This window comes from Aquimarina sp. BL5, from assembly GCF_003443675.1.
Classification (GTDB): domain Bacteria; phylum Bacteroidota; class Bacteroidia; order Flavobacteriales; family Flavobacteriaceae; genus Aquimarina.
Map to the genome: position 1 here is coordinate 1,508,095 of NZ_CP031963.1, position 18,645 is coordinate 1,526,739.

The 18,645-nt window shown below is 31.8% G+C and carries 18 protein-coding genes; 12 read left to right on the forward strand and 6 right to left on the reverse strand.

From position 1 onward, the window contains the following. Window positions 1-56 precede the first annotated feature (56 nt). Window positions 57-716, reverse strand: a complete 660-nt coding sequence (locus D1818_RS06510) for an alpha/beta fold hydrolase (protein WP_118457179.1) — start codon at window positions 714-716, stop codon at window positions 57-59. A gap of 296 nt (window positions 717-1,012) precedes the next feature. Between D1818_RS06510 and D1818_RS06515 the strand changes: the two genes are divergently transcribed. Continuing rightward, window positions 1,013-1,315, forward strand: coding sequence for an N-acetyltransferase (locus tag D1818_RS06515; RefSeq protein WP_118457181.1), 303 nt, complete (start codon window positions 1,013-1,015; stop codon window positions 1,313-1,315). A gap of 67 nt (window positions 1,316-1,382) precedes the next feature. On the opposite strand, the gene mtaB is transcribed toward D1818_RS06515, so the two are convergent. Beyond that, window positions 1,383-2,699, reverse strand: a complete 1,317-nt coding sequence (gene mtaB / locus D1818_RS06520; RefSeq protein WP_118463548.1) for a tRNA (N(6)-L-threonylcarbamoyladenosine(37)-C(2))-methylthiotransferase MtaB — start codon at window positions 2,697-2,699, stop codon at window positions 1,383-1,385. A gap of 143 nt (window positions 2,700-2,842) precedes the next feature. Between mtaB and D1818_RS06525 the strand changes: the two genes are divergently transcribed. Beyond that, a complete protein-coding gene (locus D1818_RS06525) occupies window positions 2,843-4,468 on the forward strand; it encodes an ABC transporter substrate-binding protein (protein WP_118463551.1) in 1,626 nt (541 codons plus the stop codon). A gap of 122 nt (window positions 4,469-4,590) precedes the next feature. Continuing rightward, entirely contained in the window at window positions 4,591-5,700 is a 1,110-nt protein-coding gene (locus D1818_RS06530) for a hypothetical protein (RefSeq protein WP_118457183.1), read from the forward strand. 93 nt (window positions 5,701-5,793) lie between these two features. Here the strand turns inward: D1818_RS06530 and D1818_RS06535 are convergent, their stop codons facing one another. The 3 genes from D1818_RS06535 to D1818_RS06545 form a co-directional block, all read right to left on the reverse strand. Beyond that, window positions 5,794-6,975, reverse strand: coding sequence for a GlmU family protein (locus tag D1818_RS06535; RefSeq protein WP_118457185.1), 1,182 nt, complete (start codon window positions 6,973-6,975; stop codon window positions 5,794-5,796). Window positions 6,976-7,326: 351 nt separating this feature from the next. Continuing rightward, window positions 7,327-7,578: a type B 50S ribosomal protein L31 gene (locus D1818_RS06540; RefSeq protein ID WP_027392055.1), complete on the reverse strand. Its 252-nt coding sequence runs from the start codon at window positions 7,576-7,578 to the stop codon at window positions 7,327-7,329. A gap of 208 nt (window positions 7,579-7,786) precedes the next feature. Further along, the gene (locus tag D1818_RS06545; protein ID WP_118457187.1) at window positions 7,787-8,263 is read right to left on the reverse strand and encodes a hypothetical protein; all 477 of its coding nucleotides are present in this window, start codon (window positions 8,261-8,263) and stop codon (window positions 7,787-7,789) included. Between the two features lie 233 nt (window positions 8,264-8,496). Here D1818_RS06545 and D1818_RS06550 point away from each other — a divergent pair, with 233 nt between their 5' ends. The 9 genes from D1818_RS06550 (at window position 8,497) to D1818_RS06590 (ending at window position 17,476) form a co-directional block, all read left to right on the forward strand. Then, window positions 8,497-9,027, forward strand: coding sequence for a DUF4199 domain-containing protein (locus D1818_RS06550; RefSeq protein ID WP_118457189.1), 531 nt, complete (start codon window positions 8,497-8,499; stop codon window positions 9,025-9,027). Between the two features lie 141 nt (window positions 9,028-9,168). Further along, a complete protein-coding gene (locus D1818_RS06555) occupies window positions 9,169-9,702 on the forward strand; it encodes a DUF4199 domain-containing protein (protein ID WP_118457191.1) in 534 nt (177 codons plus the stop codon). Between the two features lie 146 nt (window positions 9,703-9,848). Next, window positions 9,849-10,358, forward strand: a complete 510-nt coding sequence (locus D1818_RS06560) for a DUF4199 domain-containing protein (RefSeq protein ID WP_118457193.1) — start codon at window positions 9,849-9,851, stop codon at window positions 10,356-10,358. 1 nt (window position 10,359) lies between these two features. Further along, window positions 10,360-11,307, forward strand: coding sequence for a glycosyltransferase family 2 protein (locus tag D1818_RS06565; protein WP_118457195.1), 948 nt, complete (start codon window positions 10,360-10,362; stop codon window positions 11,305-11,307). Between the two features lie 224 nt (window positions 11,308-11,531). Continuing rightward, entirely contained in the window at window positions 11,532-13,259 is a 1,728-nt protein-coding gene (locus tag D1818_RS06570) for a phospho-sugar mutase (protein ID WP_118457197.1), read from the forward strand. Between the two features lie 30 nt (window positions 13,260-13,289). Then, window positions 13,290-15,122, forward strand: a complete 1,833-nt coding sequence (locus D1818_RS06575; RefSeq protein ID WP_118457199.1) for an ABC transporter ATP-binding protein — start codon at window positions 13,290-13,292, stop codon at window positions 15,120-15,122. A gap of 684 nt (window positions 15,123-15,806) precedes the next feature. Next, window positions 15,807-16,349 carry an RNA polymerase sigma factor gene (locus D1818_RS06580; protein WP_118463556.1) on the forward strand — a complete coding sequence of 181 codons (543 nt, stop codon included), beginning with the start codon at window positions 15,807-15,809 and terminating at the stop codon, window positions 16,347-16,349. A gap of 31 nt (window positions 16,350-16,380) precedes the next feature. Then, entirely contained in the window at window positions 16,381-17,022 is a 642-nt protein-coding gene (locus tag D1818_RS06585) for a hypothetical protein (RefSeq protein ID WP_118457201.1), read from the forward strand. A 10-nt stretch (window positions 17,023-17,032) separates the two neighbouring features. Then, window positions 17,033-17,476 (forward strand): sensor of ECF-type sigma factor, encoded by a 444-nt coding sequence (locus tag D1818_RS06590; protein WP_147406171.1) that lies wholly within the window; start codon window positions 17,033-17,035, stop codon window positions 17,474-17,476. 54 nt (window positions 17,477-17,530) lie between these two features. On the opposite strand, the gene D1818_RS06595 is transcribed toward D1818_RS06590, so the two are convergent. After that, on the reverse strand, window positions 17,531-18,598 hold the full coding sequence (locus D1818_RS06595; RefSeq protein WP_118457205.1) for a sialidase family protein: 1,068 nt from the start codon (window positions 18,596-18,598) through the stop codon (window positions 17,531-17,533). Window positions 18,599-18,645 lie beyond the last annotated feature (47 nt).

The following is an 18,645-nucleotide window of genomic DNA, read 5'->3' on the forward strand; positions in this document are numbered from 1 at the left end:
ATTGGGGAATAATTTCTATGTTTCCAAAATAATGTAAAATATTGGAATATTGGTAATTAATTCTCAATTATTTCCGGTAAATGGGTATTAAACCATCTTGCACGATTAATTATCATAACATGTGTACCATTTTCTACAGTAATACAATCTTTAATGTGTGAAATCGGAAACACAATATCCTTATCACCATGAATATGAACAATTCCCTCAATTGACTCTTCCTGATCCCAACATACAATATTCTCTATTGCCCAATCCAAATATGTTTTATCATTAACAGAAAGATACTTTTGATACATAGCGGCTCTCTTCTTTGCAAAATCACCAAAAGCAAGTTTTTCCCAATTATCTATCTTAGAAACCAATGAAGTAGGCATTAACTTATAGGCCTTAGTTTTTCTTGCTATCTTTATTCTTCTTGGTAATTCGTGTTTATTTTTAACACTAGAAATAATAACCAATTTCTTAACATTGAGATACTTACTCATCTCCTGAACTATCATCCCTCCAAAGGAAACACCAATAAGCACACACTGTTCATGTTCGATTTCTTCACACATACGTTGTGCATAATTTTTAATAGACTCTCCTTTTTCAGGAATCTTCCAAGGTATCGTATGTGTCTTATATGTATCTTCAGGAAGACTTATGTATTCAAAAATGGAAACGTCTGCAGCCATACCGGGAACAAAATAAACATGGGTAACTTCCTTCATACTAGGTATTTTAACAGTGGTTTATGCATTTAAAGCGCTAATTTTCTTATCTTTGCAATTCAAAATTATAGTAATACTTTATTAGAAAAAAGTAAACAGTGTATTAAATTATTGTAAAAGGGAAAAATTGAACTAACAAATCTTAGTTAGGTTAAAAAAAACAATAACAAAATTCGATGCAAAATCATGAACTAATTTCAGAATAATTATTGAATTTCTGATAATCAAAAGCTATACATTTTAAAACACCCCTTTTAATTTTTATTAAATAGTAAATTAAAAAAAATATGGAGAACATGAGCGATGTGGAATTAGAAATAGTAGATAACGAATTTTTGAGACAATTCGAGACTACTATTGAAGGTCAAAAAGCAAAGATCGAGTATGCTCAACAAGAGAGAAAAATATTCTTAACTAAACTTATCATGCCTGATGAGCTAATAGAAAAAGGATATTCTGAAGATTTTATAGTAGCTGTTTTTAATATTATCGAAGAACGTAATATTAGATTAGTACCTACTAGCCCTATTATCGCTAAGTTTATGCGAAAGAATAGAAGAAAGTATAAAGACTTACTTCCTGTCGGAATTAACATATAGAAGTTTGTCTGTTTTAAAAGTTAAAAACCTGCTTGTGAGCAGGTTTTTTTATTTCCTAAGCCCCTGTTTATTGATCCAAAAGCTTAAACCTCACCATTCCATCATCATCAATATCCAATAGTTTTACCTTATTCAGAGTATTCACAAACGAAGGATTCCATGGCATTTTTACTTTTACATAATTCTCTGTAAACCCGTGAATATAACCTTCTTTATTTTCAGATTCGAACAACACTGTTCTTTCCGCACCTATCTGACTTTCATAAAAAGCTCTTCTTTTCTTTACAGATAATCCTCGTAGCATTTTACTTCTTTTCTTACGAACATCTTGCGGAACCACATCTTCCAATAAAGCCGCCACTGTATTTTCTCTTTCAGAATATGTAAACACATGCAAATAAGATATATCTAACTCTGATAAAAAATTATACGTATCTAGAAAATGATCATCAGTCTCACCCGGAAAACCAACAATAACATCAACTCCTATACAAGCGTGTGGCATTACTTCTTTAATCTTTTTAATACGATCCACATACAAACCACTAAGATACCTGCGGCGCATCAGTTTTAGTATTTCATCATTTCCAGATTGTAATGGAATATGAAAATGAGGCACAAACGTTCTAGATTTTGAAACAAAATCAATTGTTTCATTCTTTAATAAGTTAGGCTCTATAGATGATATACGTAATCTCTCAATACCTTCTACTCCATCCAGCGCTTGCACTAATTCGTAAAAAGTATGCTCGTGTTTCTTATTACCAAACTCTCCTTTACCGTAATCACCAATATTTACTCCTGTTAACACAATTTCTTTAATCCCTTGCTCAGAAATTTCTTTAGCATTTTTTAGCACGTTATCTAAGGTATCACTACGTGAAATTCCTCTCGCTAATGGAATAGTACAATACGTGCACTTATAATCACAACCATCTTGAACCTTCAAAAATGCTCTGGTACGGTCTCCTATAGAATAACTACCTACATAAAAATCAGCTTCTTCAATTTCGCAAGAATGTATTTCTCCAAATTCATTTTTGGACAAATCATTAATATAGTCCGTGATCTTAAACTTCTCAGTCGCTCCCAATACCAGATCAACACCATCTACGGCTACTAATTCTTCTGGTTTTAGCTGAGCATAACACCCCACAGCAGCAACAAATGCATCTGGATTCCCTTTTTGAGCTTGCTTTACGATAGTTTTAAATCTTTTATCCGCATTCTCTGTAACGGAACAGGTATTGATTACATAAATATCAGCATTTTCAGAAAAATCTACACGATCAAAGCCTTCATCCGTAAAGTTTCTGGCAATCGTAGAGGTTTCCGAAAAATTTAATTTACAACCTAGGGTATAAAAAGCTACTTTTTTTCTCATTAACAAATATGAAGGCATTTCTGCAAAGGCAGAAATCTGTTTATATTTACACTTGTTTTTAATTAAAAGATCCCGACCTTCGTTAGTATCATAATTAAAAGCCGTCAAAGATACCAACAATAATCCGTTTACTAAAATTGAAAATCAACCGATTAACTTCCATAATTCACTATTTAGCAGCAATTTACCTGTGTACTCTCTGCTTTTCTTGTGGAAATTCTTCTAAAGAAGACAAAGATCATCTGGTATTCAGATATAATGAATATTCTAATATCCCTACCTTAGATCCTGCATTTGCCCGAAACCCACCAATTATTTGGGCAACAAACCAATTATTCAATGGCCTTGTGCAATTAGACGATTCATTACACATACAGCCGGATATTGCAAAAAAATGGACAATTTCGGATGATAACTTAATCTATACTTTCACTTTAAGAGATAATGTGAAGTTCCATAAACATACCGCCTTTAAAACTAAAGATAGCACACGAACAGTAACAGCAAAGGATTTTGAATATAGTTTTAACAGACTTATTGACCCAAAAGTTGCATCTCCTGGAAATTGGGTCTTAAAAAACGTAGAAAATTATAAAGCAATTAATGATACTACCTTTCGGGTACAACTAAAAAAACCTTTTCCTGCCTTTTTAGGATTGATGAGTATGCGATATTGCTCCGTAGTACCAGAAGAAGTTATAACATTCTATGGTACGAAATTTAGAGCAAATCCAATTGGAACTGGACCTTTTAGATTTAAACTTTGGAAAGAAAACATCAAACTGATATTACGTCGCAATGAGCTTTATTTTGAAAAAGACAAAAACGGAAAACAATTACCTTATCTCGAAGCTGTTGCAGTTACATTTTTACCGGATAAACAAACAGAATTTTTGCAATTTGCTAAAGGAAATATTGATTTTCTAAATAGTCTGGATGCATCGTACAAAGATGAATTACTCACACCTAGTGGTAAACTAAGAGACAAGTTTAAAGACAAAATTAAGTTTACAAAAAGCCCTTACTTAAATTCAGAATACTTAGGCTTTTACCTAGAAGGAAATAACGAAGAAGTTAAATCTGAATTGATAAGAAAAGCAATTAATTATGGGTTCGATAGACAAAAAATGATCACCTATTTAAAGAACGGAGTTGGAACTCCCGCTACTAGTGGCTTTATACCCAATGGGCTACCAGGTTATAATGCACAAAAGGGATACGAGTATAATCCGTCAAAAGCAGAACAACTCATTAAAGAATATATAAAGCGCAGTGGCAACAAAAAACCAACTATTAGGATTGCTACAGATAATAACTACCAAAGTTTGTTTGAATTTATTCAAAGAGAAATGGAAAAAGTCGGCCTTACGGTTATTGTCGATGTAATGACTCCTTCCACGATAAGAGAAAAGAAATGGAGTGGTGAATTGGACACATTTAGGGCAAGCTGGATTGCGGATTATCCAGATGCCGAGAATTTCTTATCCCCTTTCTATAGTAAAAACTTCACTCCAAATGGTCCCAACTACACTCATTTTAAAAACGAAACTTTTGACCAACTTTACGAAAAGAGTTTTTCTATCACAGATAATAAACTAAGAGAAGAATTATACATAAAAATGGACTCTATAGTAATTGCACATGCTCCCATAGTTCCCTTGTATTATGATCAAGCTACACGATTTGTTCAAAACAGTGTAAAAGGATTAACTAATAACCCACAAAACTTCTTAGTCTTAAAGCGGGTTTGGAAGGAGAAGACTCCTTAATCTTTGATTTAACATATACAGAAAACAGCCTTTAATCGATTAAAAACACTCTTAATCGATGTTTTTTTATTATATTCGGCATCTATTTAATTTTTTTAACATAAATTTTTAACCTAAATCTTATGAAAAAAACCTATTTCTGTGCAGTAGCAGCATTATTCCTAGTAGCAGCATCTTGTAGTGATGATGACTCAGTTAGCGGAATCGTAACTGTAACTCCTGATCCAACAGAAGAAATTGCTTTAAACCCTGACGATGTATCCGGAAATATTATTATCAACAACGGAACAATAGTTCCCGGTGATGCTCCAACTCCTACAGGCACATTACCTTTTACTATGGATCAAACTACGCAATCTGGTTTTCAGAAAAATGGTTTTGATATCACTTTTGACGCACCAACCAATTATGCAGGAGCATATATCCAGGTACAATCCACAGATGGTACCATGGCTAATGAATATTGGAACGTTACAGGACCTCGTAGATCAAAAGTAATTAACAATGAGAAAAGAAAAGGATTTTTTAACAAAAAACTAAGCAAAGTAAACGATCAACAAATTGAAATTGATGTAGATTTTGAAGATACTGTGCCTGCGGGAACATTTTGTTATTTAATCTGTATTTACGATACTGATGGTAATATCAGCCAGCCAGTAGAAGTTTGTGTAGAAATTGAAGCATGGGGAGGTAACCCTAATTTAGTGGGTACTTGGAATTACACAAAGCAATTATCGAATAACCAAACTCTTGTACTTGGGGATGTGAACTTTTGTGAGGGACCGGGAACTATTACCTGTAATAATGATGATACTTTAGTAGTTCAGGAATCAGAAGGTTGGTGCTATGCATCTACCGAAATAAAACTGACTTTAGATGAGAATGGAACTTTTACTTTTGAAGATTTATTTTTCCAAAAGCAAGAATTTAATTTTCCTGAAAGTCTAGAATCTTGTAGTGTTAATAACAGCCAAGTAGTTGACACCTTTGGTTCAGAAGATTTAATATCTGGAATGTGGGCATTTGATGAAGAAGAAAATACATTGAACCTGATAGCATTTAAAGACCAAACTACTGACCTTGAAACCAACTTTGTAGATAGTTATGATGAAGAATTTGGTTTTCTGTTTTATTTATCAGGAACAGTTACTTTAAACGGATCAGAATTAATTATTCTGAGCGATAACGAAAGCGCCTCGGCAGGAGCACTTGAAACATTTTACTCAAAGTAACTAGAGTTTACTACATTTTATTATACAAAAAAGACAGTCTTAAGAAGACTGTCTTTTTTGTATAATAAAAATTTTCAGAATTCCCGAGTCCTTTTATACATAACTCTTACGCCACGTTTTTGTTTCTTCGAAAACGTGCTCCAGAATCTTTTGATCTTCTTCTGTTAGTTCTATATTTCGTCTAGACATCACTACTTTTGCTACTTCAAAAGCTTTTTTGGTTAAATAGGTAGTAAATCCACTATTGCCTCCCCAACTATAACTAGGTACAAAATTACGTGGGAATCCACTACCGAAAATATTAGCATTAACTCCTACTACAGTTCCTGTATTAAACATTGTATTGATACCACATTTAGAATGATCACCCATCATTAAACCACAAAACTGTAATCCTGTTTTCGCAAAACCTTCTGTTTCATAATTCCATAATCGTACCGGCGCATAGTTGTTTTTAAGATTAGAGGTATTCGTATCTGCTCCAAGATTACACCATTCTCCTAATACCGTATTACCTATAAATCCATCATGACCTTTATTAGAATATCCAAATATCACAGAATTATTAACCTCTCCTCCTACTTTAGAATGTGGCCCTACTGTAGTACCGCCATATATCTTAGCTCCCATTTTTACGGTGGCATGATCACAAAGAGCAAAAGGTCCTCGAATAAGACTACCTTCCATAATTTCTGCATCTTTTCCTATATATATCGGTCCTCCAGATGCATTAAGTGTTGCGAATTCTAATCTAGCACCTTCTTCTAAGAAAACATTTTCTGGCGCAATGACATTATTACTTGTTGGAATTGGTTGACTCTCGCGATCTTTAGTAAGTAAATCAAAATCTTCCTTGATTGCTCGTTCATTTTTAGAAAAAATATCCCAGGTATATTTTACCGTAAATACATCATCATAGCTATACTGAATTACATCATAGGTGTCAAAATCTACTTCCTGATCTTCTTTTGCATAAAAAGCAATTGGTTCGTCTTCAAAAAATATAGCTTGATTCGGTTCTAAGTTCTTCACCATAATTACTAGATTCTCTGTTGGTAAATAAGAAGCATTTATCATTACATTCTCTTCTAATTCTACCATAGGAAACTTACCACTAAGGTATTCTTCGGTAATTGTAGAGGTTGTAAATCCCAAATATTGCTCCCATTTCTCACGAATGGTTAAAATACCAATCCTGATATCAGCTACTGGTCTGGTATATGTAAAAGGAAGTAGTGAATTTCTGGAAGCTCCATCAAAAAGAATATAATTCATAGCTATAAAAATGAAAAGTTTTGCATTGTTATTGTTACTTAATAGATGATCAATATTACAATATTAACGCGAATAATGATCAGAAAATTTACGTCAGTCAAAATAATTTTTGATAGAAAATCATATAGAAGACAAGTAAATTTTCATTTTTGAAAGTTTATCGATACAATCCGCTTAAGGCGTATCACTCGAAATGACGTAATTAACCATATGAAACCACTATCCACTATTCGAGTTACATTACAAAAATTCAATTACTCTATGTCATCAAGTTCCAAAAATACGGTAACATCTAAAAACAAAAAAGCCCTTCTATGAAGAAAGGCTTTCCAATAATTCTTACATACTAAATTACTTTTTGAACTTAGCGTATTTGTTTTTGAACTTATCGATACGTCCTGCAGTATCGATTAGTTTAGACTTACCTGTATAAAAAGGATGAGATGTTCTAGAAATTTCTAATTTCACTAACGGATACTCAACACCATCAACCTCAAGTGTTTCTTTAGTATTCGCAGTAGATTTAGTTAAAAAAACCTCATCATTCGACATATCCTTAAAGGCAACTAGTCTGTAATTATCTGGGTGAATATCTTTTCTCATTGTATTGTATTATCATTTTCGAGGTGCAAATTTAAACATTTTTTATAAAATACCAACCTTGAATAAAATAAAATTGGTTTAATAATTTTAAAAGATTAAATTTTCATTGTAAAAAAGTATCCTGCTACCTGCAATACTCTTTTACTTAAAAGAAATTTAACTCTCTTTATTAGAAAACTCTTACAGTATTAAATTAATAGATGTTATGTCATACTTTATTCTCTTCACAAAAGATTGCAAGGATTAATGCCCACAAAATAGAGTCATCATCTCCAGCCCCACCAGCTGCACACTCATCGGTATCATTTTTCGCATCCTCTTTAAAACTTTTATTGATAATAGATAAATATTCAATTATAAAACCTCTAAGTTCTTCTTTAGATAAATTTAATGCTAATACATAATAGTAGAGCTGAACAAACTCTTCCGTTTGTCGACTCAAAAATTCTTGTTCCAATTGATCAGCTTCTTCAGTAGTCAATCCAGAGGATGATTTGTTTTGTACTTCTTCAATGAATTTAGAAAAACCTGGAGAAGGAATTACATCTTTCGCAAAAGCCTCAATAAGACTTTTCACCTTTAAATCTTTTTCTTGTTCCACAGAACCATTAATGCTCTCATCAGACGAACAAGAAGTAATAAGCACAAGTAAAAAACTCGTTAAATAAAGTAATTTTGTTTTCATAAGCCAATATTTTGGGAGTTAAAGAGTCAAAAAAAACAGCTAAAATGCATTTTTATCTTTATTATGTCTTACTTGTAAAAAACAATAAAAACGATGGTTTAACCGTAATTTTATAACGTAAATATAATCTTTTTTCGATAATTACCCATTAAAAAAGAAGAAATTAAGCAATTTACTATTAACATTTTATTATATTTGAGTTTTAAACTCTACAAAAACAACTAAAGGAAACAATGAAAAGTAAGAGCATTCCTTCAAAAAAATATATCCTAAAATATGGTGTTCTTTTTGGGATAGCGAGTATTATTTTTAGTCTTACCTCTTACTTAACCGGTAATTACACCGATCAAGGTGTATTCCATTTAATTATTCTTTTTTTCATAACTATTACCAGCATCATTGCCGGTCTGCTTATTTTTAAAAAAAATAACAATGGTTATATGAGTCTTGGAGAAGCGTTAAAGATTAGTATAGGAATATCTTTGTTAGGAGGATTAATGGCTATATTATGGAAGGTTTTATTAATTAAAGTAATAGATCCTGAAATTATTACACAAATTGAAGACAAGCAAATCAAACGTATTGCAAAAACTGCTACCAATTTCACCCAAGAAAATATTGAAAGAAAAATTGCGATCACAAGAAAATATACTTCTCCCATTCGAATGATTTTAATTGCTCTTGCAGAAGATTTGATTAATGGTATTTTATTCGGTCTTATTGGCGGACTCATCATCAGAAAAAAGCGAGACCCTTTTAATTAGTGCTACTGATAAACAGTAGATACTAAAAAAATTATCTCCATTCAGAATTTTCCATTATCATCTTTTTAAAAAGTAAAATGTAACAATTTGCTACATTTGTATACTTATGTGTTATATCTAAATAACCAAAACAATATAATTATGGAAAAACCAGTAAAATCTAATGGAATTGCTCAAGGTATCACTTTAGGAGTAATTCTTTCATTAATTACTGTAATAGCATATGCGGTGTATCAAGATTTTTTTACTAAATTATGGTACATAAACTTGGCAATTGCAATACTATTACCTATCACACTTGGGATCATAGCAGCAGTAAAAAGCAGGAAACAATTAGAAGGTTTCATTTCTTTTAAATCTGCATTTACTTCATACTTTATTACTGTTGTAATCGGAACGCTTATTAGCTCGGTAGTAGCCATACTTATTTTTAATGTAGTTGACCCAGAAGCTGCTTTGGATATAAAGGAAAAAGGAATTCAAGTTTCTGTTGATTTTATGGAAAGTATGGGAGCACCGCAAGAAGAAATAGAAAAGCAAATTGCTAAAGCTGAAGAACAAGATACTTTAAGCTTAGGGTCTCAGGTCAAAGGATGGTTTGGATGGATGATATTTTATATCATCATCGGACTATTAGCTTGTTTGGCCGTAAAAAAGAAAGAACCTTTATATTAAAATATACATAATTTAAAAACACACAATTGGATTGCTGATGCAGCAATCCAATTTTTTTAGTTCAAAACAGAAAGTCAAGATGAGTTCATATTTTCTATTAATGTAATACCTATATTTGTCAACCAAATCATTTTACTAAATTATCAATGGGGATTTCTCATAAAAATTTTCTTAACTATATTCTTGGCGTAGCCTTTTTATCTGGTATTTCCAGAGTTGCTTTGGACTATATATCCAGAATATTAGAACTCTCTCCTATTCTATATTATGTTACTTTTTTGATTGCTTTTATACTAGAGATTATTCTCATTATATATGTAATTAAAAAATATAAAAACATAAAAGGTAGTTTAACCATTATAGACGCTCTAAAAACGGGTATCATTATTATGGGAGCGATTGGACTATGCTACTGTTCTATGGCATATGTTTATGATGTTTATATCGATCCTGATTTTCAAATAAATACACAGTTACGATTTACAGAACAATTTTCTCCAGATCAGTTGGATCAAGTAAAACTAAATCTTGAGAATCAAGATGCTAGTAAGTCTTATATTGGGGTCATTATGTATACAATTTGGTTTGTATTTTTAGGAGCTGTGATATCTTTAATTGCAGGTTCTGTTTTTAAAACTAATTCAGCATCAAAATAATATGGATATTTCTGTTGTCATACCGTTGCTTAACGAGCAGGAATCGCTTACCGAATTATATGATTGGATCGCAAAGGTAATGCAATCCAACTCTTACTCGTATGAAATCATTTTTATAGATGACGGCAGTACAGATGGATCTTGGGATGTCATTACTACCTTATCAAAAAAGGACCAAAACGTAAAAGGAATACAATTCTTGAGAAATTATGGTAAGTCTCAGGCTTTACATGCTGGTTTTGCAGAAGCTCTAGGTGATGTAGTCATTACCATGGATGCAGATTTACAAGATAATCCAGAAGAAATACCTGAATTATATGATCTGATTATCAAAGATAATTATGATTTGATTTCTGGATGGAAAAAGAAACGATACGATTCTGTAATCGCTAAAAATTTACCTTCCAAATTATTTAATGCTGCCGCAAGAAAAACATCGGGTCTAAAATTACACGATTTTAACTGTGGATTGAAAGCATATAAAAATCAAGTGGTGAAACATGTTGATGTACATGGAGAAATGCATCGCTATATTCCTGTATTGGCAAAAAATGCTGGTTTTAATAAAATTGGTGAAAAGGTAGTATTACACCAGGCAAGAAAGTATGGTAAAACTAAATTTGGGATGAGTCGTTTTATAAATGGTTTCTTAGATTTAATTACCATTTGGTTTATGTCTCGCTTTGGTAAGCGCCCAATGCATTTCTTTGGACTGATCGGTACCATTCTTTTTATTGTTGGATTTTGCTTTTCATTGTATCTAGGAATTGACAAACTCTTTATAGAAACAAAAGGAAGATTAATTGCTCAACGACCTGAATTCTATGTAGCATTGACATCTATGATATTAGGAACACAGTTTTTTCTTGCTGGATTCCTGGGAGAGATCATTTTAACAAGCAAGCGAGATAAAGAACGATATAACATTTCTGAGAAAATACATCTCTAAATCTGAAATCGGTCTAAGAAAATTATTTCTTTTTTTGAGATAAAACTCTTGAAAAATTTCACTCAATTTGTCTTAATTTTCAAACAAAAACTCTCTGTTTAGGAGATTTTTCTTAAAAAAAAGAACTCCTCTACTTACATAACTTAAGTTTAACGAAGCACATCCTTTTTAAAGGAGCTTACAAAACAAAATTAAATAGTATTTTTGTTACAAAACCTAAACCAATGCAGATTTCAGATTCCGTACTAAATACCCGAGTTGAAGAGTGGCTATCACCTATTTTTGATACTCAAACACAAGAACAAATTTCACAATTAAAGCAAAACAATCCCGAAATTCTTAAAGAGAGTTTTTATAAGGACTTAGAATTTGGTACAGGTGGTATGCGCGGTATCATGGGAGTAGGAACAAATCGCATTAATAAATATACTTTAGGAAAAAGTACACAAGGTTTAAGTAATTACCTAAAAAAAGAATTTCCTGGAGAACAAGCAAAAGCTGTAATAGCTTACGATTGCAGAAACAATAGCGATACCTTAGCCCAACTTGTTGCCGATGTATTTTCTGCTAATGGGGTTCAAGTATATCTATTTTCTAGTTTACGACCAACACCGGAGTTATCATACGCCGTGAAAGAATTAAATTGTCATTGTGGAATCGTACTAACTGCTAGTCATAATCCGCCAGAATACAATGGATACAAAGTATACTGGCAAGACGGAGGGCAATTAGTTCCCCCACAAGATGGTGAGATTATTGCCGAAATTAACTCACTAAATTATACCGATATCAAGTTTGATGCAAACACTGATTTAATTCAGAAAATTGATAAAGAAATTGATGTACCTTTTATAGAGAACAGTGTTAAGAAAGGAAGTTTTGCTGCTACTCAAGAGGCCAAAGATAATACGACTATTGTATTCACCTCGTTACACGGTACTTCTATTACTTCAGTTCCTGAGACATTAGAAAAAGCTGGGTACAAAAATGTACACATCGTAAAAGAACAAGAAATTCCTGATGGTAATTTTCCAACAGTAAAATCTCCAAATCCAGAAGAACCTGAAGCACTTGCCATGGCGATGGAATTGGCAAAAAAAGTAGATGCCGACATTGTAATCGGTACAGATCCGGATTGTGATCGACTAGGAATTGCCATTCGTAACAATCTAGGAGAATTACAATTGCTTAATGGAAACCAAACTATGGTAGTAATGACTTGGTTTTTATTAAAACACTATAAAGAAAAAGGATTAAATGGCAATGAATTTATAGCTTCTACTATAGTGTCTACTCCGATGCTAAGAAATCTTGGTGAAGCATATGGTGTAGAATATAAAGAAGTACTTACAGGATTTAAGTGGATTGCTAAACTCATCAAAGATTTTCCTGAAAAACACTTTATTGGTGGTGGAGAAGAAAGTTTTGGCTTTATGGTTGGTGATTTTGTTCGTGATAAAGATGCTGTTACTTCTACTCTATTAGCCTGTGAAATAGTAGCATATACAAAATCTCATGGCAGTTCGTTTTATCAAGAGCTATTAAAACTATACACAGATCACGGATTTTATAAAGAAAGTTTGATTTCTCTTGTTAAAAAAGGAATTAAAGGCGCTGAGGAGATAAAACAAACAATGATTGATTTAAGAAATAACCCTCCGACAGCACTAAACAACGAAAAAATAGTACTGATCGAAGATTATCATACGAGTATTGCCAAAAATACCCAAGATCGCACGGAGCAAACTATTGATGTCCCTAAATCCAATGTATTAATCTTTTACACAGAAGCAGGAAGCAAAATCGCTGCAAGACCAAGCGGAACCGAACCAAAAATCAAATTCTATATAAGTGTACAAGAGTCTTTAGCAACTACTGCTGATTTTGATAAAGTACAGGAAAAACTAGATCATAAAATAGAAGTCATCAAAAAAGATTTACAATTAACTTAAATAACGATAATAACCGTTTCTGAATACTTAATGAACTATTTTAAACAAATTCTTCGCTTTGCGAAACCTTATAAATCTTTCGGGATTCTAAATATTATATGTAATATTTTTTATGCACTGTTTAGTGCATTGTCCTTTATAGCATTAATTCCCATGCTTAAAGTATTATTTAATAAGGAAAAAAACACGGTGTATCCCGAACCTGTATGGAAGGGAATTGCTAGTTCTAAGGATTATCTCATGGATTCTCTAAACATTTTTATTTCAGAAAATGTTGCTTCTAAAGGGGAATTATATGTTCTTACTTATATGATTATAGCTATTATTACTATATTCATGTTAAAGAATCTATTTAATTATTTAGCAATGTACTTTATTACATTTCTAAGAAATGGCGTATTAAGAGATATCAGAGATGAGTTATATGAAAAAACTATTAGTCTCCCATTATCCTTCTTCTCTGAAAAACGAAAAGGAGATACTATGGCGAGGATTTCTACTGATGTATTAGAAATACAACATTCTTTCTTGTCAATTCTAGAGCTAATAGTTAGAGAACCCCTTACCATTCTTTTTACCTTAATATTTATGTTTTACTTGAGTACAACACTTACGTTGTTTGTATTCATTTTTATTCCGGTTTCAGGGTTTCTTATTTCATTAATTGGTAAAACATTAAAAAAGCACTCTGATAAAGTTCAAAAAGAACAAGGTTATTTTTTATCCGTAGTTGAAGAAACATTGGGTGGACTTAAGGTAATTAAAGGGTTTAATGCCGAAAAAATATTTGGAAATAAGTTTAAAGAATCTACATCAAGGTTTTTCAAATTTTCAAATACTTTATTAAATCGTCAGAATTTAGCTTCTCCAACTAGTGAATTTCTAGGAATTTGCGTAATCTCTGTATTGCTATGGTATGGAGGAAGATTAGTGTTTGTAAGCAAAACTTTAGAAGCAGAAATGTTTTTAGCATATATTGGTTTAGCATATAACATTTTAACTCCTGCAAAGGCAATCTCAAAAGCTAACTACGGAGTAAAAAAAGGTAACGCCGCTGCAGAACGTGTTCTAGAAATCCTAAACACAGAATCTCCATTACAAGATAAACCTGGAGCAGTTGATAAAAGTAATTTTGAGGATAATATTCTTTTAGAAGGTATCTCCTTTAAATACGAGAATGAGTATGTGCTAAACGACTTCACTCTTAATGTTCCTAAAGGTAAATCTGTTGCACTCGTTGGGCAATCCGGAAGTGGTAAATCCACGATAGCTAATTTGGTTACGAGATTCTATGACGTAAATAAAGGAGCTATCAAAATAGATGGTATCGATATTAGAGATATTACTAAAGAATCCTTAAGAGGGTTAATGGGATTGGTGACTCAAGACTCAATTTTATTTAATGACACTATCAAAAATAATTTGCTTATTGGAGATGAAAATGCGTCTGACGAAGAAATATTGGAAGCTTTAAAAATAGCGAATGCCTGGGAATTTGTAAAAGACCTTCCCAAAGGTATAGAAACCAATATTGGTGATAGTGGTAATAAAATAAGTGGCGGACAGAAACAACGACTTTCTATAGCCAGAGCGGTGCTAAAAAATCCCCCGATCATGATTCTGGATGAAGCGACCTCCGCTTTAGACACAGAAAGCGAGCGACTGGTGCAATCAGCTTTAGAAAATATGATGAAAAATCGAACCAGTATCGTAATAGCACATAGACTATCTACTATACAAAATTCAGATTTAATCGTTGTAATGCAAAAAGGAAAAATTGTAGAACAAGGGACTCACGAAGAACTCATTGCTAGTAATGGCGCATACCAAAAATTAGTTACCATGCAATCTTTTGATAGCTAATCCCTGAATATCAATTATATAAAAACAAAAAAGAGCGTCTCCACGCTCTTTTTCTTCACACAAATCATCTTAATTTAGGGGCTTAATCTAAAATTAAAACTCACTTTTATTAAGAACTTCCATCTTGGGGAAAATGAAAGTACTAACTCATTTTTACTTTGTAAAGATACAATCATTTTAGAACACTGCAAAACATTTTATGTATTTAATCTAAAAAAACATACTTTTTAACACTTGTTTAATCAATAAATGATAATTTTGTAATCTAAAACTTACAATAAAACAAAAACTAAATACCGAATAATTGTAATAGAAACACTCACAAAGAAAGTATATAAAATAAAAAAGAGCGTCTCCACGCTCTTTTTCTTCACACAAATCATCTTAATTTAGGGGCTTAATCTAAAATTAAAACTCACTTTTATTAAAAACCTTCATCTTGGGGAAAATGAAAGTACTAACTCATTTTTACTTTGTAAAGATACAATCATTTTAGAACACTGCAAAACATTTAATGCTTTTTATCTAAAAAAACACACTTTTAACTAAATTATTACATTTAATTCCTACATTTTCTTACAAAAAAATATTTTAATGATCTTATTAAACCTTTTTTATGTAATTTAGTCTTATAGCATAGTAACGCATATGAACTACCATTAAAACTATATTTTACTATTGAATATTCAAGAAGAAGAAAAATTACTTATTGCCCTGAAAACGGATAAAGACATCAATAGTGCCTTTAGCAAGCTTGTTGCTCTTTATAAACAGAGATTATATTGGCATATTAGAAATATGGTAAAAAACCATGATGATACAGATGATATATTGCAAAATGTGTTTATTAAGGTGTATAAAAACATATCAAAATTTAAAGGAGAAAGTAAATTATATTCGTGGATGTATAGAATCGCTACCAATGAATCTATTACCTTCTTAAACCAAAAGGCAAAAAAATATAATATAAGTAATGAAGAATTACAGCAACAGCTTATCGAAAACCTAGAAGCTGATGTATATTTTGAAGGTGATGAGATTCAACTTAAATTGCAAAAGGCAATTACTTTATTACCAAGAAAACAGCAACAGGTATTCAATATGAAATATTTTCAGGAATTGAAATACAAAGAAATATCTGAAATTTTGGAGACTAGTGAAGGAGCGTTAAAAGCCTCGTACCATTTAGCTTCTAAAAAAATTGAAGAATTCCTGAAAACTAATTAAACCTTTTTACATTTATAGCGTCCTATATACAGTGAAAAAAAATAATTTACATAACGATAAGAAAGGATTTAAAGTTCCTGAAAATTACTTCGATAATTTCGAAGAGAAGCTTTTTGAGAAAATATCTCAAGAAAATGAAAACTCTTCTTTACTATCGGATACAAGATCCTCTGGTCTAAATGTTCCTGACAACTATTTCTATACTTTTGAGAATCAGCTTATGGAAAAACTGAATTCTGAGGAAAAAGAGACTTCCATACTTGTTGATAGTCTAAAAACAGGCTTGACAACACCTGAAAAGTATTTTGAAAATATAGAAGAAAAGATTTTACAAAAAACAATTACTGTAAACAAGGAAACCAACGTAGTATCTATATTCTCTAGAAAGAACATATTATATGTTTCTGGTATTGCAGCGATGATTGCCATTATTATATCTATCTCGATTCATAAAGAAAATGATTCTTTTAATTTTGACAATATTGATGTTGCTGACATTCAGGAGTACTTTGAGGAAGGAAATGCAGAATTTAGTGATGCTGAAATTGCCGAATTGCTGGATGATGAAACTAATTTAACCGATGCATTTGGCAATACCGAACTAAGTGAAAAAGAATTAGAAGATTATTTATCTGATGAAGAGTTAACTGATGAGATTATATATGTTGAATAAAAAAGAACGCATGAAAAAAATACTATTACTATTTATTATTGTTTTTACAATTAATATTTCTTATTCCCAAAGAGGTTCTAGAGAAAGAGTAAAAACTTTAAAAATAGCTTATATAACAGAACAATTAAATTTAAGTAGTAAGGAAGCTCAACAATTTTGGCCTATTTATAACAAACATGACGAAACCATGGAAAGCCTTAAAAAGGAAGAACGTAGATCTATTAGATCAATAAAAGATGCTGATGGACCTGAAGGCTTAAGTGAAAAAGAAGCTGAGGAGCTTTTAAGAAATCATATAAAAGGAGAAGAGCAAAAATTAAATGCTCGCAAAAAACTAATTACAGATCTAAGACAAGTTATTTCCTATAAGCAGATTCTAAAACTGGTAAAAGCAGAGAGGGAATTTAACAAACGTCTTCTAAAGCAATTGAGGGATAGACGACAAAGAAATTGACAATAAGAAATCTTGCTGATTTTGAATAAAAAGTAAATGAGATCTCTTTATCATTTACTTTTTTGTTTTAAAAATTAATTTTGCAATTCTATTTTTTCCTGCCGCCACTGCCACACTATCATTTATAAATCGAAGTGTATAAAAGCTTTCTTTACTAATATCTTTCCATGAATTTCCTGAGTCATTAGAAATAGAAATTCCGGTAAAGCCTAATGCTATCATTTCTTTACCACCTCCATTGGGAATGTATCGAATACAACTTTTATATCCCACTCCTACTCCATCTGCTATCAAATTCCAAGTTTTGCCTCCGTCAGTCGTTACAGCCTTATTTCTTTTTTTATTCTCAGGTTTTGTATAATCTCCACCAAAAATCACCCCATTACTTTCATCATAAAAATCCATAGAATATGCTCCAGTTGTTTCGATTCCCTGTATTATTGGAGTTTCAAAAACTTGCCAGCTATTACCTTTATCAGATGAATAAAAAACTCTCGATTTCATACCACCGGAAACAATCCAGGTATGATTACCAACAATTGCTATATTTCCGTTACTAGCTGCAAAAGCGGCTTCTCCTTCTCCTGTTTTAGGTAAATCTTCGCAAGAAAATTTATTCCAGGTCTCTCCTCCATCCCTGGTAATAATAATGGATAAACATCCATCCGTTGGATCTCCCATCGCAATTCCTTCTTTATTATTCCAAAATGTCATAGCATCATAAAAGACCTTTTCGTGATCTTCTTTGTACACCACCTTTGTTTCTCGGTTTTCTTTATTAATTTTATATAATAAAGCTGGCGATGCAATACTCAGTATAAAAAAATCAGTCTCTGTATCTGCTATAGCCCTAAAGTGAATTTTCTCTCCTTCAAAATCTAAAGTGTTGATTTTTTTATTCTTGATAGTAAGCTTATCATCTATTTCAAAAGTTCCATACACACCATTACTACCTGCAAACATTAATAGACTATCATATATTTCTATAGCTCTTATACTCGTTGAATCACTAAAAATAGTCTCGACAGTTACTTCAGAAAAATTGTGTTGAACTAATTTCTGTTGTTCTGATCCACAATTGAAAAGAAGCGTCACAACCAACAACAATAGTAAAAATCTCATACCCCATATTTTTGAATCAAATATAACACTATTCTAAAGCAAAGGAT

What these genes read in the sequence shown, in the direction of transcription:
- D1818_RS06575 (WP_118457199.1), top strand. Translation starts at nt 13,290, where the DNA reads ATGAACTATTTTAAACAAATTCTTCGCTTTGCGAAACCTTATAAATCT.
- D1818_RS06590 (WP_147406171.1), top strand. Translation starts at nt 17,033, where the DNA reads ATGAAAAAAATACTATTACTATTTATTATTGTTTTTACAATTAATATT.
- D1818_RS06570 (WP_118457197.1), top strand. Translation starts at nt 11,532, where the DNA reads ATGCAGATTTCAGATTCCGTACTAAATACCCGAGTTGAAGAGTGGCTA.
- D1818_RS06540 (WP_027392055.1), bottom strand. Translation starts at nt 7,578, where the DNA reads ATGAGAAAAGATATTCACCCAGATAATTACAGACTAGTTGCCTTTAAG.
- D1818_RS06550 (WP_118457189.1), top strand. Translation starts at nt 8,497, where the DNA reads ATGAAAAGTAAGAGCATTCCTTCAAAAAAATATATCCTAAAATATGGT.
- D1818_RS06595 (WP_118457205.1), bottom strand. Translation starts at nt 18,598, where the DNA reads ATGAGATTTTTACTATTGTTGTTGGTTGTGACGCTTCTTTTCAATTGT.
- D1818_RS06535 (WP_118457185.1), bottom strand. Translation starts at nt 6,975, where the DNA reads ATGAATTATATTCTTTTTGATGGAGCTTCCAGAAATTCACTACTTCCT.
- D1818_RS06530 (WP_118457183.1), top strand. Translation starts at nt 4,591, where the DNA reads ATGAAAAAAACCTATTTCTGTGCAGTAGCAGCATTATTCCTAGTAGCA.
- D1818_RS06560 (WP_118457193.1), top strand. Translation starts at nt 9,849, where the DNA reads ATGGGGATTTCTCATAAAAATTTTCTTAACTATATTCTTGGCGTAGCC.
- D1818_RS06555 (WP_118457191.1), top strand. Translation starts at nt 9,169, where the DNA reads ATGGAAAAACCAGTAAAATCTAATGGAATTGCTCAAGGTATCACTTTA.
- D1818_RS06545 (WP_118457187.1), bottom strand. Translation starts at nt 8,263, where the DNA reads ATGAAAACAAAATTACTTTATTTAACGAGTTTTTTACTTGTGCTTATT.
- D1818_RS06515 (WP_118457181.1), top strand. Translation starts at nt 1,013, where the DNA reads ATGAGCGATGTGGAATTAGAAATAGTAGATAACGAATTTTTGAGACAA.
- D1818_RS06565 (WP_118457195.1), top strand. Translation starts at nt 10,360, where the DNA reads ATGGATATTTCTGTTGTCATACCGTTGCTTAACGAGCAGGAATCGCTT.
- D1818_RS06510 (WP_118457179.1), bottom strand. Translation starts at nt 716, where the DNA reads ATGAAGGAAGTTACCCATGTTTATTTTGTTCCCGGTATGGCTGCAGAC.
- mtaB (WP_118463548.1), bottom strand. Translation starts at nt 2,699, where the DNA reads ATGAGAAAAAAAGTAGCTTTTTATACCCTAGGTTGTAAATTAAATTTT.